This window comes from Frankia sp. R82 (assembly GCF_023716925.1).
In the GTDB taxonomy this organism is placed as follows: domain Bacteria; phylum Actinomycetota; class Actinomycetes; order Frankiales; family Frankiaceae; genus Frankia.
The window spans coordinates 1-16,051 of the sequence record NZ_JAMQQG010000051.1 but is presented as its reverse complement, the minus strand read 5'-3'; the positions used below and the strand labels follow the sequence as shown (position 1 = coordinate 16,051).

Genomic DNA, 16,051 nt, shown 5'->3' with positions numbered 1-16,051 from the left:
CGGTCGTCCGCCGCGCGGACCGAGGCCGTGCGCGGGCTGCGCGAGCTGGCCGCGGACCCGGCCGATGTCGCCTGGTCGCTCGCGACGACGCGCTCGGCGCTGGAGTACCGCACCGTGGTCGTCGGCGACCGCGAGGTCAGCGGTCGCGCCGCGGACGCGGCGCTTGGCATGGTGTTCGCCGGCCAGGGCAGCCAGCGGGCCGGGATGGGGCTGCGGCTGCGCGCGGCCTACCCGGTGTTCGCCGCCGTCTTCGATGAGGTCTGCACGCTGGCTGGGACAGACCTGCTGGGGGCCATCACCTCCGGCGCGGGCCTCGACCAGACGGGCTTGACCCAGCCCGCGCTGTTCGCCGTCGAGGTCGCGCTGTTCCGCCTGCTGGAGTCCTGGGGCGTGCGGCCAGCGGTGCTCGTCGGCCACTCGGTGGGCGAGATCGCCGCGGCCCATGTCGCCGGCGTGCTCGACCTGCCGGACGCCGTGCGCCTGGTGTGCGCCCGCGGCGCGTTGATGCAGGAGCTGCCCGGCGGCGGCGCGATGGCGCAGGTGCGGGCCGCCGAGCACGTCGTGCGGCCGCTGCTGCGCGACGGCGTCGTCATCGCTGCGGTCAACGGGCCGGACGCCCTGGTGATCGCCGGGCCGGCCGAGGCGGTGCGGTCGGTGGGCGCTGAGCTGGGCGGCCTCGCCGGGGTGCGCGTGCGTGGGCTGGAGGTGAGCCACGCGTTCCACTCGCCGCTCATGGGCCCGATCCTGGACCCCTTCCGGGAAGCGCTGGCGGGCCTCGCCTTCCATCCGGCGTCGACGCCCGTCGTCTCCACCCGGACCGGCCTGCCCGTGGATCTCGCGGATCCGGAGCACTGGGTGCGGCAGATCCGTGAGCCCGTGCTCTTCCATGCCGCCGTGACGGCGGCCACGGCCGAGCATCGCGTCGGGACGTGGCTTGAGCTGGGCCCGGACGGCTCGCTGTCCGGGCTCACCGGAGGGGTGCCCGCGTTGCGCCCGGGCCACGACGAGGCTGAGTCGCTGACCACGGCGGTGGGGACGCTCTGGACCAGGGGCCACGCGGTGGACTGGCCGGCGGTCCTGGGCGGCTCGGGCCGGGTGGTCGACCTCCCGACCTATCGTTTCCAGCGAGCCCCGCACTGGGTCGGAGCGCGTCGCGCCCGTCGCCCGGCGGCGAACCAGCCCCACCCCGCCGTCGAAGTGGAGGCGCTGGTCCGCAAGGTGCTGGGGGAGCGGTCTCCGGCGGTCATCGACTCCGCGGCCACTTTCAACGACCTCGGGTTCGACTCGCTGCGAGCCGTCGAGCTGCGCGACGAGCTCGCCGAGGCCACCGGGCTCACCCTGCCCGGCGGGCTGCTGTTCGACCACCCGACGCCCGCGGCGCTCGGCACCCACCTCGCCGCCCGGCTGGCGGGCGACCTGGTGCCGGACGCCGCTGAGGATCAGGACCTCGCGCCTGACCCGGACGAGCCGATCGCCATCGTGGGCATGGCATGCCGCTACCCGGGGGGCGTCGCGTCGCCGGAGGATCTGTGGCGTCTGGTCGCCGACGGCGCGGACGCGGTCTCGGACTTTCCCACCGACCGTGGCTGGGCCGTGGCCGAGCTGCGTGCGCAGGGCGTCCTCAACACCACGTCCGGCGGGTTCCTCGACGATGTGGCCGGCTTCGACGCCGCGTTCTTCGGCATCTCTCCGCGCGAGGCACTGGGCCTGGACCCGCAGCAGCGCTTACTGCTGGAGACCTCGTGGGAAGCGGTGGAGCGGGCGGGGATCGCCCCGACCTCGCTGCGCGGCACGCGGGTCGGCGTGTTCGCGGGCGCGACCTTCGGCGACTACGGCCCACGGATGCACGAGACGCGCTCGGAGGCCGGCGGCTACGTCCTGACTGGTGTGAGCCCCAGCGTCGTGTCAGGCCGGGTGGCCTACGCGCTCGGCCTCACCGGCCCGGCGATCACCGTGGACACGGCGTGCTCGTCGTCGCTAGTGGCGCTGCACCTGGCGATGAACGCGCTGCGGGCGGGCGAGTGCTCGCTGGCGCTGGCCAGCGGGGTCACGATCATGTCCACCCCGGGCATGTTCGTCGAGTTCAGCCGCCAGAACGGGCTGTCCGCCGACGGGCGGTGCCGGGCGTTCTCGGCCGATGCCGACGGTACCGGCTGGGCCGAGGGTGTCGGCGTGCTGCTGGTCGAGCGGCTGTCGGACGCCCGGCGCAACGGCCACCGCGTGCTGGCGCTGGTACGCGGCTCCGCGGTGAACCAGGACGGCGCGTCCAACGGCCTGACCGCCCCCAACGGGCCTTCCCAGGAGCGGGTGATTCGGCAGGCGCTGGCGAGCGCGGGGGTATCCGCGGCGGAGGTGGATCTGGTCGAGGCGCATGGGACGGGCACGCGGCTGGGCGATCCGATCGAGGCGCAGGCGGTGCTGGCGACCTATGGGCGTGGTCGGGATCGACCGGTGTGGTTGGGGTCGGTCAAGTCGAACCTCGGTCATACGCAGCACGCGGCTGGGGTGGCTGGCGTGATGAAGGTGGTGGAGGCGATGCGTCATGGCGTCGCTCCGCGCACGTTGCATCTAGGTGAGCCGTCTGGGTTCGTGGACTGGTCGGCCGGGTCGGTGGAGTTGCTCGCCGAGGACCGTCCATGGCCGGCGGGGGATCGTCCCCGGCGGGCGGGGGTGTCGTCGTTCGGGATCAGCGGCACGAACGCGCATGTGATTATCGAGGAGGCACCCCCCGAAGATTCCGGGGAATTCCGGTCCGGTGCGTCCAGCCTGACGGGTCCGGGTGGCTCCGTGGATTCGCGGCGGCCTGTGTATCCGTTTCCGGTGTCGGCGCGGACGGCTGAGGGTGTGGCTGTTCTCGTCGATCAGGTGCGGGTTCTTTCCGCGGATCCGGTTGATATCGGGTGGAGTCTGGCCTCGGGGCGTGCGGTGTTCGCGGAGCGGGCGGTGGTGTTGGGGGACACCGTTGTCACGGGGACCGCGGGTTCGGGGACGGTCGGGTTTGTGTTCTCGGGTCAGGGTAGTCAGCGTCCTGGTATGGGCCAGGGTTTGTATCGGGATTTCCCGGTTTTCGCGGCCGCGTTCGACGAGGTGTGCGGGCTGTTGGATCCGGAGGTCGGTGCGGCGATTGTGTCGGGCCGTCGTCTGGACGAGACCGAGATCACCCAACCGGCGGTGTTCGCGGTGCAGATCGCGCTCTGTCGGCTGCTGGAGTCGTGGGGTATCCGTCCGGATGTGCTGGTCGGGCATTCGATCGGGGAGATCGCCGCCGCACACGTCGCAGGGGTGCTGTCGCTGGGCGACGCCGCCCGGCTGGTCAGTGCCCGGGGCCGGTTGATGCAGTCCCTTCCCGCCGGCGCTGTCATGATCTCCATCCGCGCCCGAGAGGACGAGATCAGCCCGCATCTGCGTGACGGGGTGACGATCGCCGCGTTCAACGGCCCTGACGCCGTCGTCCTCGCCGGTCCCGAACAGGCCACCCTGCGCACCGCCGAGGCTGTCGGCGCGGCCTTCAAGCTGCTTGCGGTCAGCCACGCGTTCCACAGCCCGCTGATGGACCCGATCCTCGGGGAGTTCCGCGCCGCGATCGCCGACCTCACGTTCGACCAGCCCCGGATCCCGATCGTCTCGACGGTCACCGGGCAGGTCACCGACCTGACCGGCCCGGACTACTGGGCCAGCCACATCCGCGAACCCGTCCGTTTCCACGAAGCGGTGACCACCGCCGCCGCCACCACCTGGGTCGAGATCGGGCCCGACGGCGCCCTGTCCACCCTCACCGGCGGCATCCCCACCCTGCGGCGCACGGGCGAGGAGACTACCAGTGTCCTGACCGCCGCCGCCCGCCTCTGGACGAACGGCCACCACGTCGACTGGAGGAGCCACTACCCCCAGGGCCAGACCACCGACCTGCCCACCTATCCCTTCGACCACCAGCACTACTGGCTCGACACCGGCACGCGCCACGGCGACCTCACCGCGGCCGGGGTGGCCGGCACGGGCCACGGGATGCTGCCGACGGTCGTCGAGCGTGCGCAGGACGCGAGCCTGTTGCTGACCGGGCGGATCTCGCTGCGAAGCCATCCCTGGCTCGCCGACCACGTCATCGGTGACCGGGCCCTGCTGCCCGGTGCCGCCTTCGTCGAGCTGGCGCTGCGCGCCGGAGCCGAGTGCGGCTGCCCGTGGGTCGAGGACCTTACCGTGACCGTCCCGCTGACGCTGGGCGAGCGCCCGACCCAGCTCCAGGTCGCCGTGGCGGAACCGGGGCCGGACGGGTTCCGGGCCATCGCCATCCACGCCCGGCCAGCCGGGACCGACGAGTGGACCAGGCACGCGGTCGGTGCCGTCGCCCGGCACGCCGGCTCCCCCGTCGCGCCGGCTCCCGCCGAGGTGGACGAGCTGGTCGAGCTCGACCTGGCGGGGGGTCTACGACTCGCTCGCTGCGCGCGGCTATCGGTACGGCCCGGCCTTCCAGGGGCTGCGCCGGCTGTGGCGCGGCACCGATGCGGTGGTCGCCGAGCTGGCGCTGCGCCCGGGCGAGCCCGTCGACGAGTATCTGCTGCACCCGGCACTGCTCGACGCCGCCCTGCATCCGGCGTTGCCGGGTGTCCTCGACGACGTCCGTGCGGCCGTCCTGCCCTACACCTGGTCGGGGGTACGGCTCCACGAGACCGGCGCCAGGTCGATGCGGGTGACCTACCGGTGGACCGGGCCGGACCGCGGGTCGGTCGTGGCCGTCGATCTCGACGGCTCGCCCGTCGCCGAGGTCGGTTCGCTGGTATGGCGGCCCCTCGACGTTCAGGCCGCCGCGGCCGGCGAGGTGCTCACCCGTGGGTGGGTGCCCGCGCCCGCGCCGACGCTGGCGCACCGGCCGTTCGCCGTAGAGGAGCTGCACGCCGAGGGTCCCGATCAGGCCGCGGCCGCGCACGAGGTCGCCGAGCGGGTGCTCGCGGTGGTGCGCGCCGCCCTCGCTGGCGACGACGGGCCCGACAGCACCGTCGTCGTGTTCACCGCGCCGGACGGCGCGCCGCCGGCGATCGAGGTCGCCGCCGGTCTGGTGCGGTCGGCCCGCACCGAGCACCCCGGCCGGTTCGTCCTCCTGCGTCACGACACCCCACCGACCGCGGCCGACCTGGCCGCCGTCGTGGTCCTCGACGAGCCAGAGGTGCGCCTGCGGGACGGCCAGCTGACCGTGCCTCGCCTGCGCCGCGACGACGCGGCGCCCAGTGCGCCCGTCCACCTCGGCGACGGCACCGTCCTGGTCACCGGGGCGAGTGGCGCTCTCGGCAGCGGCCTGGCGCGCCACCTGGTCCGTGACCTCGGAACGCGCGGTCTGCTGCTGCTCAGCAGGCGTGGCGCGGACGCCCCCGGCGCCGCCGCGCTCGCCGACGAGCTGGCCGGTCTCGGCGCCACCGTCGTCTGGGCGGCGGCCGACGCCGCCGACCCGGAGCAGCTCGCCGCCGCGCTGAGCCTCGTGCCCGCAGAGCTCCCGCTCACCGCGGTCGTGCACGCGGCGGGCATCCTCGACGACGGGGTCGTCGCGGATCTGACGTCACGGCGCCTGCACGCCGTGCTGCGCCCCAAGGTCGACGCCGCCTGGCACCTGCACCGGCTGACCAGGGACGCCGACCTCGCGGCGTTCGTGCTCTATTCGTCGATCTCCCAGCAGATCGGTGCGGCCGGCCAGGCAAACTACGCCGCCGCCAACGCGTTCCTCGACGGGCTCGCCGCCCACCGCCACGCGCTCGGACTGCCCGCGACCGCGCTGGCGTGGGGCCTGTGGGCGCCGGAGGGCGGCATGGCCGACTCGCTGGGCGCCGCCGATCTGGCCCGTATGGCGCGCGGCGGGGTGGCCCCGCTCCGGCATGCCGACGGGCTCGCGCTCTTCGACCGCGCCCTCGGCCTTCCCAGCCCATTGCTCGTCCCGATGCTGCTCGACACTGCCGCCCTTGCCGAGGCTGGTCCCGCCGTGCCGCCCGCGCTGCGAGGCGTGGTGCGGGCGCGCCCGTCGGCGACGGCTCCGGCCGTCTCCGGGTGGTCCCGCGCGGCCCTGGTCGAGCTGGTGCGCGCCCAAGTGGCCGCCGCGCTCGGCCATGCCGACCACTCGGCGATCGCCGCTGGCGTCCCGCTGAAGGACCTGGGCGTGGACTCGCTGACGTCCGTCGAGGTCCGCAACCGGCTCGTCACCGCGGTCGGGCTGCGCCTGGCCGCCACCGTTGTCTTCGACCACCCGTCGGTCGACGAGCTCGCCGACCACCTGCTGGAGCTGGCCGGTACGCCTCGGGACGAGGACACCACCACCCGGAGGACGCGGACCGACGAACCGATCGCCATCGTCGGCATGGCCTGCCGGTACCCCGGCGACGTCAGCACGCCCGACGAGCTGTGGCGGCTGGTGACCCAGGGGGTCGATGCCATCTCCGGCTTCCCGGCCAACCGCGGCTGGCCGGAGGACCTGCACGACCCGGACCCGGATCGCGCCGGCTACAGCTACGCGGCCCAGGGCGGCTTCCTGCATCACGCCGACGAGTTCGACGCGGGCTTTTTCGGCATCTCGCCCCGCGAGGCGCTGGCCATGGACCCCCAGCAGCGCGTGCTGCTGGAGACCGTGTGGGAGGCGGTGGAGCGGGCGCGCATCGACCCGGCGTCGCTGCGCGGCACGGACACGGCGGTGTTCGCCGGCCAGATGTACCACGACTACGCACCGCCGGTCGGCGCCATGCCCAGTGAGCTGGAGGGCATCCTGCTGACCGGCAACACCGGGAGCGTGCTCAGCGGGCGCGTCGCCTACGTACTCGGCACGACCGGCCCCACGCTCACCGTGGACACGGCCTGCTCCTCGTCGCTCGTCGCGACCCACCTCGCGGTCCGGTCGCTGCGCGCGGGCGAGTGCTCGCTGGCGCTCGCGGGCGGGGTCACCGTCATGTCCACACCGGGCACGTTCGTCGAGTTCAGCCGGCAGCGTGGGCTGTCGCCGGACGGGCGGTGCAGGTCGTTCTCCGCGGACGCCGACGGCACCGGTTGGGGCGAGGGCGCGGGCGTCCTGCTGTTGGAGCGGCTGTCCGACGCGCGCCGTAACGGCCATCCCGTGCTGGCGCTGGTGCGCGGTACGGCGGTCAACTCCGACGGCGCGTCCAACGGCCTGACCGCGCCCAACGGGCGGTCGCAGCGGGAGGTCATCCGCGCCGCTCTCGCCGACGGCGGCCTCGACCCCGCCGAGGTCGACGCCGTCGAGGCGCACGGCACAGGCACCCGGCTCGGCGACCCGATCGAGGCCGAGGCGCTGCTCGCGACCTACGGCGGGAACCGGGCCGAGCCGCTGTATCTGGGGTCGCTGAAGTCCAACGTGGGCCACACCCAGGCGGCGGCCGGGGCGGGCGGTGTCATCAAGATGGTCGAGGCGATGCGCCACGGCCTGCTGCCGCCCACGCTGCACGTCTCGGAGCCCTCGCCGTTCGTCGACTGGTCCTCCGGCGCGGTGGAGCTGCTCACCGAGGGCCGGGAGTGGCCGCGGACCGGCCGCCCACGCCGCGCGGCGGTCTCCTCGTTCGGCATCAGCGGCACCAACGCCCATGTTGTGCTCGAGGCCGGTGAGCCCGAGCCCGCGCGGGAGCCCGCGGGCCCCCCGGCGGCCATGCCGCTGGTGCTCTCGGGTGCCACACCGACGGGGCTGCGGGCCAGGGCCGGCCAGCTCGCGGACCTGCTCGTCGACGCGGAGCCGACCGCCGACCTCGGCTGGTCGCTGGCGGCGACCCGCGCCCACCTGCCCGCTCGCGCCGTCGTGCTCCGCGACCACGAGACCGCCCTACGGGCGCTGGCGAGCGGGGCGGACCCCGGCGACGCTGTGGTCGCTGGGTCCGCGGGCGACCGCGGCCGCGTGGTGTTCGTCTTCCCGGGGCAGGGTGCCCAGTGGCCGGGGATGGCGAGCGCCCTGATGGCCCAGTCGGCGGTGTTCGCCGAGGCGATGCGCGCGTGCGACGCCGCGCTGGCCCCCTACGTTGACTTCTCCGTCACCGACCCGAACCTCCCGCTCGACCGGGTCGACGTCGTGCAGCCCGCGCTGTGGGCGGTGATGGTGTCGATGGCGCGGCTGTGGCGTTCGTTCGGGCTGCGCCCGGACGCCGTGGTCGGGCACTCGCAGGGCGAGATCGCCGCCGCGGTCGTGGCCGGCGCGCTGAGCCTCGCGGACGGCGCGGCCGCGGTGGCACTGCGCAGTCGGGCCCTGCTCGACCTCGCCGGCCACGGGGGAATGCTGGCGGTGCCGCTGGGCGCCGACGCCGTCGCCAGCCGACTCGGCGCCTGGTCCGGCCGGCTCTCGATCGCCGCGCTCAACGGCCCGAGCTCCACCGTCGTCTCCGGTGACCCCGATGCCGTGGCCGACCTGCACGCCGAGTATCAGGCCGTGGGTGTGCGCTCCCGCGTCGTCAACGTGGACTACGCCTCGCACAGCGCGCACGTCGAGCGGCTGCGTGAACCGCTGATGGCGGTCCTGGCCGGGATCCGGCCCACCGAGCCGGAGATACCGGTGTACTCGACGGTCACCGGCAGGCCCGTCGCCGAGCCGATGGGGGCCGACTACTGGTACCGGAACCTGCGGAACACCGTGCTGTTCGACCAGGCGGTCACCGAGCTGACCGCCGATGGGCACGGCGTGTTCGTCGAGCTCAGCCCGAATCCGGTACTGGCCGTCGGGATCACCGAGACGGCCCCGGACGCGCTGGTCGTCGGCTCTCTGCGCCGTGACCAGGGCGGACTCGATCAGGTCGTCGCCGGGGCGGCGCGGCTCTACACTGCTGGTGTCCAGGTCGACCTGGCGGCAACGTTCCCCGGCGGTCGGTCGGTCGATCTGCCCACCTACCCGTTCCAGCGCGAGCGCTACTGGCTGACCCGCGCGTCGGCCGGCGCGGTGGCCGCCGCCGGCCTCGACCCGGCCACTCACCCGCTGCTCGGCGCCGTGACCGCGCTGCCCGACGGCGGCGTGCTGCTCGCCGGCAGCCTCTCGACCGCGACCAGCCCCTGGCTGGCCGACCACGCCGTGTCCGGAACGGTCCTGCTGGCGGCCACCGCGCTGGTCGAGCTGGCGTTGCGCGCCGGCGACGAGGTCGGCTGCCCAGAACTGCGCGAGCTGACCGTCACGGCGCCGCTGGCCCTGCCCGCGCGCGGCGCCGTCCGGGTCCAGATCCGCCTCGGCACGCCCTCCGGCGAGGGGTCCCGGGAGCTGACCGTGCACGGCCGCGCGGGGGAGGACGCGCCATGGACGCTGCACGCCGTGGGCACGCTGGCCCCGGCGGGCCCGACACCCGAGCCGCCGCCGGAGGTCTGGCCGCCGGCCGGCGCCGAGCCGGTCGACCTCGACGGTGTCCACGACCGGCTCGCCGAGCGGGGATACTCCTACGGCCCGGCGTTCCGCGGCCTGCGCGCCGTCTGGGCCGACGGCGACGACGTGTACGCGGAGGCCGCCGTGCCCGCCGCCGACGCCGAGCGCTTCCTTCTGCACCCGGCGCTGCTCGACGCCGTGTTGCACCCGCTGCTGCCCGGGGTGGTCGCCGAGCGGCCCGCCGGGTTGCCGTTCGCGCTGGCCGGGGTCCGGATCCACGCCACCGGAGCGTCCACCCTGCGGGCGCGACTGACTATCTCGACGTCCGGCGAGACCACGGTGGCCAGCCTTGCCGCCGCCGATGCCGCCGGTGCGCCCGTGGTGACGGTGGACGAGGTCGTGCTGCGCCCGGCCGCCGCGACCGTCCGCAGCGACTCGCTCCATCGGGTCGGCTGGGTGCCTGTCGAGTTGCCCCCCGCGGCCCCGCCCGCGGCGGGCACCGAGGTGCTCACGGTGCGGGCCGCCGCCACCGGCGACGTGCCAGCCGACGTCCGCGCCACCCTCCTTGGGGTAGTGGGCGCGGTGCGGGCGTGGCTCGCCGCCGACCACGCGGCGGCGGCCCGGCTGATCGTGGTGACGACGGGCGCGGGGCCCCGCGGCGACGACCCGGTGGCCACCGCCGTGTGGGGCCTCGTGCGGACCGCGCAGACCGAGAACCCCGACCGCTTGGTCCTCGTGGACCTCCCCGACCTGGTGGCGGACGGCCTCCCCGACGACCTGCTCGGCGCCCTGCAGGCGTCCGGCGAGCCGCAGGTGGCGCGCAGGTGGGGCGGGTGGAGCGCGCCTCGCCTCGTGGACGCCGCCACCGACCTCGTGCCGCTGTCCGGCCGGGAGAACCGGATGGTGGTGACCCGCCCCGGCACCCTCGACAGCCTCGCCTTCGAGCCCGCGCCCGCAGTGCTGGCGCCGCTGGGCCCGACCCAGGTCAGGGTCGCGGTACGGGCGGGCGGCCTGAACTTCCGGGACGTTCTCATCGCGCTCGGCCTCGTCGACCAGCGCAACGCTTTGATGGGCGCCGAGGGCGCGGGCCGGGTGCTGGCCGTCGGCTCCGAGGTATGCGACCTGGCCCCCGGTGACCGGGTGTTCGGGTACTTCGACGGGGCCTTCGCACCGGTGGCCGTCGCCGACCGGCGGCTGCTGGCCGGGATGCCGGACGACTGGTCCTACGCCCGCGCGGCCACGGTGCCCGTGGTGTTCCTCACGGCGTACTACGGCCTCGTCGACCTGGGCCGGGTGCGGCCCGGGGACCGGGTGCTGGTGCACGCCGCCGCCGGCGGGGTCGGTATCGCCGCGGTGCAGCTCGCCACCCACCTGGGCGCGGAGGTGTTCGGCACCGCCAGCCCCGGCAAATGGGACACCCTGCGCGCGCTGGGCCTCGACGACGACCACATCGCCAGCTCGCGCACCCTCGAGTTCGGCGAGCGGTTCCGCGCCGCCACCGGCGGCAACGGGGTCGACGTCGTGCTGAACTCGCTCGCGGGCGAGTTCATCGACGTCTCGCTGGACCTGCTCGCCGACGGCGGCCGGTTCCTGGAGATGGGCAAGACGGACATCCGGGACCGGGCGGAGGTCCTCGCCGCCCACCCGGGCATCGAGTACGAGCCGTACGACCTGACCGCGCTCGCGGTCACCGAGCCAGCAGCCGAGGGCGCCCGGCCGGGCCGGCTGGCCGAGATCCTCGCGCTGGTGATCGACCTGTTCGCGGCCGGCGCTCTCGAACCGCTGCCGGTCACGACCTGGGATGTGCGCCGCGCCCCGGAGGCCTTCCGGGTGCTCCAGCAGGCCCGCGCCGTCGGCAAGATCGTGCTGACCGTGCCCACGCCGCTCGCACCCGGCGGCACGGTGCTTGTCACCGGCGCGACCGGCGCGCTCGGCGGGCTGACGGCTCGTCACCTGGTCACCGCGCACGGTGTGCGGGATCTGCTGCTGGTCAGCCGCCGGGGGCTGGCCGCGCCGGGCGCAGCCGCGCTGGCCGAGGACCTAGCCGCGCTGGGAGCCCGCGTCCGCGTCGAGGCCTGTGACGTGGCCGACCGGGCCGCGCTGGCCCGGCTGCTTGACAGCGTCGGCGAGGAGCACCCGCTCACCGCGGTCTTCCACACCGCCGGCGTGCTCGACGACGCGCTGTTCGGCGAGCTGACGCCGCGGCAGCTGGACACCGTGCTGGCTCCCAAGGTGGCCGCGGCCTGGCACCTGCACGACCTGACGGCGCACCTGGACCTGTCCGCGTTCGTCCTCTTCTCCTCCTACGCCGGGCTGCTCGGCGCGGCGGGACAGGCGAACTACGCGGCCGCCAATGGCTTCCTGGACGGGCTGGCGGAGCTTCGCCAGTCCCAGGGGCTGCCCGGCGTCGCCCTGGCCTGGGGCCTGTGGGCCGCGGCCAGCGGCATGACCGGGCACCTGTCCGAGACTGACCTCGCCAGGATGGCACGTGACGGCATCCTGGCGCTGGAGTCCGCGCAGGGCATGGCCCTGCTGGACCAGAGCCTGGCCACGGGACTGGCGGTGGTCGCTCCCGTCCGGCTGGACCGGGCGGCGCTGCGGGCCCAGGGCACGGCGCTGCCCGCGCTGCTGCGGGGCCTCGTCAGTCGCCCGGAGCGTCGCCGGCCGGCGTCGTCCGGCGGTGCGGGCGCGACGGCGGCCGCCACGTTCGCTGACCGCCTCGCCAGGCTCTCGGAGCCCGACCAGCTGGCCGCGATCGACGATCTGGTGCGCACCCAGGTGGCCGCCGTGCTTGGCGGGGGCGGCGAGACCGCGCTCAGTCTCGACCGCGCGTTCCGGGATCTCGGCTTTGACTCCCTCACCGCCCTGGATCTGCGTAACCGGCTCGCCGCGGCCACCGGTCTGCGGCTGACGGCGGGCGTCGTGTTCGACCACCCCACCCCCACCGAGCTCATGGCCCATCTCCGGTCGCGCCTGGCCGTCGAGGCCGCGCCGGGGCCGGCGGCCCCGCCGGGGCCGGACGGGGTGCTCGCCGACCTGGACCGGATCGAGCGCGTGCTGCGCGGCGACACAGAGCGGCCGGTGGACCTCGCCGAGCGGCTGCGCCGGCTGCTCGCGCTGTGCGGCCCGGACCCGGTCGACGGTGCCGGGGTGGACCTGGACAGCGCCACCGACGACGAGCTCTTCGCGCTCGTCGACGAGCAGGCATGACCCTCACGGGCTCACGAGGAAGGAGCTGAAGTGGCAGACGAGCCGAAGCTGCGGGAGTACCTCAGACGCGCGATCGCCGACGCGCGCGACGCACGCCTCCAACTGCGTCAGGCGCAGGAGCGCGCGAGCGAGCCGATCGCCATCGTGGGCATGGCCTGCCGCTTCCCCGGCGGCGTGCGTGGGCCGGAGGACCTGTGGCGAGTGGTCGCCGAGGGCACGGACGTCGTCTCCGGGCTGCCCACCGACCGTGGCTGGGACCTGGCGGCCCTCTACCACCCAGACCCAGACCATCCCGGCACGTCCTACGCCCGCGAGGGCGGCTTCCTGTACGAGGCCGCCGGGTTCGACGCGGAGTTCTTCGGGCTGTCCCCCCGTGAGGCGCTCGCGATGGACCCGCAGCAGCGGCTGCTGCTGGAGCTGGCATGGGAGGCGGTGGAACGCGCGGGCGTCGAGCCCGGCTCGTTGCGCGGCGCCCGGGCCGGGGTGTTCGTCGGCGCGACGGACCAAGGCTACGGCCCGCGGCCGCAGGAGGCGCCCGAGGACGTCGGAGGCCATTTGCTTACCGGCGCCACCGTGAGCGTCGCCTCCGGGCGCATCGCCTACCAGCTCGGGCTCACCGGCCCGGCGATCACCCTGGACACCGCCTGCTCCTCGTCGCTGGTCGCGCTGCACCTCGCAGCCCGGTCGTTGCGGTCCGGCGAGTGCGACCTCGCCCTCGCGGGCGGCGTGATGGTCATGTCGACGCCCGGGACGTTCGTGGAGTTCAGCCGGCAGCGTGGCATCGCTCCCGACGGGCGCTGCAAGCCGTTCGCCGCCGCGGCCGACGGAGTCGGGTGGGGAGAGGGCGGGGGCCTGCTGCTGGTCGAGCGGCTGTCGGACGCCCGCCGCAACGGGCACCGGGTGCTCGCGGTGATGCGCGGCAGCGCGGTCAACTCCGACGGCGCGTCCAACGGGCTCACCGCTCCCAACGGCCCTGCCCAGCAGCGGGTCATTGAGGCCGCGCTCGCGGAGGCCGGACTGAGCCCGGTCGACGTGGACGTGGTGGAGGGCCACGGCACCGGCACGACGCTGGGCGACCCGATTGAGGCGGAGGCGATCATCGCGACCTACGGCCGGGACCGCGACCGGCCGGTCTGGCTGGGATCCGTCAAGTCGAACATCGGGCACGCCCAGCACGCGGCGGGTGTCGCCGGTGTTATCAAGATGGTGGGGGCGCTCCAGAACGGCGTGCTACCCAGGACACTGCACGTCGACGCACCCACGCCCCACGTCGACTGGTCGGCCGGGACGGTCCGGCTGCTTCAGGAGGCTCGCTCATGGCCGGCCGGTGCGGGCCCCCGCCGGGCCGGGGTCTCCTCCTTCGGCATCAGCGGCACCAACGCCCACGTCATCCTGGAGGAGGCGCCCGAGCCCGCCGCCGCGCCGATCGGCGATCCACCGTGGCGGCCGGCGGTCTGCCCGCTGCCGGTCTCCGCGCGGACCCGCGAGGGCGCGGCGACGCTGGCCAGGCAGATCTCCGCGCTGCGCGCCGATCCAGCCGACATCGGCTTCTCCCTGGCCCGGTCCCGCGCGGTGTTCGACGAACGCGCCGTCGTCGTCGGTGACACCCTCGTCACGGACGCCGCTCGACCGGGCGTGCTCGGCTTCGCCTTCGCCGGGCAGGGCACCCAGCGGACCGGCATGGGACATGGCCTCTACCAGCACTTTCCCGCGTTCGCGAAGGCATTCGACGAGGTTTGCGCCCTGCTGGACCCCGCCGTGCGCACCGCCATCACCACCGGCAAGGACCTCGACCACACCGGGCTGACCCAGCCGGCGCTGTTCGCCGTCCAGGTCGCTCTCCACCGGCTGCTCCAGTCCTGGGGAGTCCGGCCGCATGTCCTGGTGGGGCACTCCGTAGGCGAGATCGCTGCCGCCCATGCCGCCGGTGTGCTTCCCCTCCCGGACGCCGCCCGCCTCGTGACCACCCGAGGCCAGCTGATGCAGCGACTCCCGCCGGGCGGCGCGATGGTCGCCCTGCACGCGAGCGAGCGCGATGTCGCCGCTCACCTGACCGACGGCGTCACCATCGCGGCCGTCAACGGTCCACGCTCCGTCGTCATCGCCGGGCCCACGGAGCCAACCCTGGCCGTCGCCCGTGCCACCGGGGCGAAACACCGGCGACTCGCCGTCAGCCACGCGTTCCACTCGGCCCTCATGGACCCCATGCTCGGCGAGTTTCGCGCCCAGCTCGCCGACCTCACCTTCGCCAGTCCGCACACCACCGTCATCTCCACCGTCACCGGGCAGCCCGCCGAGATGGGCACCATCGACTACTGGGCCGCCCAGGTCCGGGAGCCCGTCCGGTTCCAGGACGCCATCGCGGCCGCGGACGCCACGACGTGGCTGGAGATCGGAACCGACGGCTCCCTGTCCGCCCTGATCGACGCCATACCCACGCTGCGCAGGAACCACGACGAGCCGGTCACTGTGGCCGTGGCCGCGGCGCGCACGTGGGCCCGCGGGCACGCGCTCGACTGGTCCGGCTACTACCCGCACGGTCAGGCCACAGACCTTCCCACCTATCCGTTCCACCACCGTCACTTCTGGCTCAAACCCACCCGGCGTGGGCCCGAGCCACACCTGCTCCAGGAGACCGTCCGGGTCGTCGACCTGCCCCGCGCTCCGCGGCTGGCCGGCACCTGGCGGATCGTCGCGGACGGGGCCGAGGCCGAGTCCGCCCGCTCCCTCGCCGAGCTGCTCACCAGGCACGGCGCGACCACCGAGATCGCGGACGGCCCGGGAACCGAGCCGGTCGCAGGTCTCCTCGCCCTCGGTGGCGACCCGGTACCGCTGCTGGAGTCGGGATTCGGCCCGGTCTGGCAGCTCACCGGCGACGCGGCGGCCCAGGGCCGGGCGCGGGCGTTTGGCTGGACCTGGCCGACGGCCTGGCGCGGCACTCTCGACGCACCAGACGGCCTCGGCCCGCGGGCCGAGGAGCAGCTCGTCGCGGCTCTGGCGACTGGTCCCGACGCCGACCATCTGCGGCTGCGTCCCGGCGGCGCCCAGGCCAGGGTGTTGAGGGCCGTCCCGTCGGGCGGCCGGGAGTGGGATCCCTCGGGCGTGGTCGTGGTGGCCGGACAGGGCGGCGCCGTCGACCTGATCGCCGACTGGCTCACCGAGCAGGGCGCGACGGCACGCAGGGTCGACGTCGCCGGGCTCGCGGCGGCGCTGGCGGAGCCCGGGGTGACGGCGCTCGTCGACGGCACGGACGCCCCGGCGGGCGACCTGGCCCTCGAGACCGCTCCCGAGACGGTGGTGCTGCTCGCCCCGCTCGCCGGCGTCCTAGGCGCGCCGGGCGCGAGCGTGGCGGGCGAACGGCACGCCAGCGCCGTCGCGGCGGCTACCGCGCTGGCCGCTACCGGCCGCGTCGCCACGGTGGTCGCCTGCGTCGATGCGGCCCGGCCCCGGGGGGCCGGGGGGGGGTGGGCGGGGCCCGCGGGCGGGGTCTCGGGGGTGCGGTGCGCGGCGCTGAGGTTACTAAATAAT

2 protein-coding genes and 2 pseudogenes are annotated in these 16,051 nt (G+C 74.9%); all 4 read left to right on the top strand.

The genetic code is table 11. The features are described 5' to 3' along the window. Positions 1–3,840: pseudogene (locus ND747_RS30100) on the top strand (acyltransferase domain-containing protein); the annotation flags it as partial. Between the two features lie 165 nt (positions 3,841–4,005). Then, positions 4,006–4,239: pseudogene (locus tag ND747_RS30095) on the top strand (hypothetical protein); the annotation flags it as partial. A gap of 97 nt (positions 4,240–4,336) precedes the next feature. Then, complete coding sequence (locus ND747_RS30090; RefSeq protein WP_374216217.1) at positions 4,337–12,523, top strand: SDR family NAD(P)-dependent oxidoreductase; 8,187 nt, start codon at positions 4,337–4,339, stop codon at positions 12,521–12,523. Positions 12,524–12,553: 30 nt separating this feature from the next. After that, the coding region (locus tag ND747_RS12700; RefSeq protein ID WP_308204616.1) for a beta-ketoacyl synthase N-terminal-like domain-containing protein at positions 12,554–16,051 on the top strand (3,498 nt) is incomplete at its 3' end.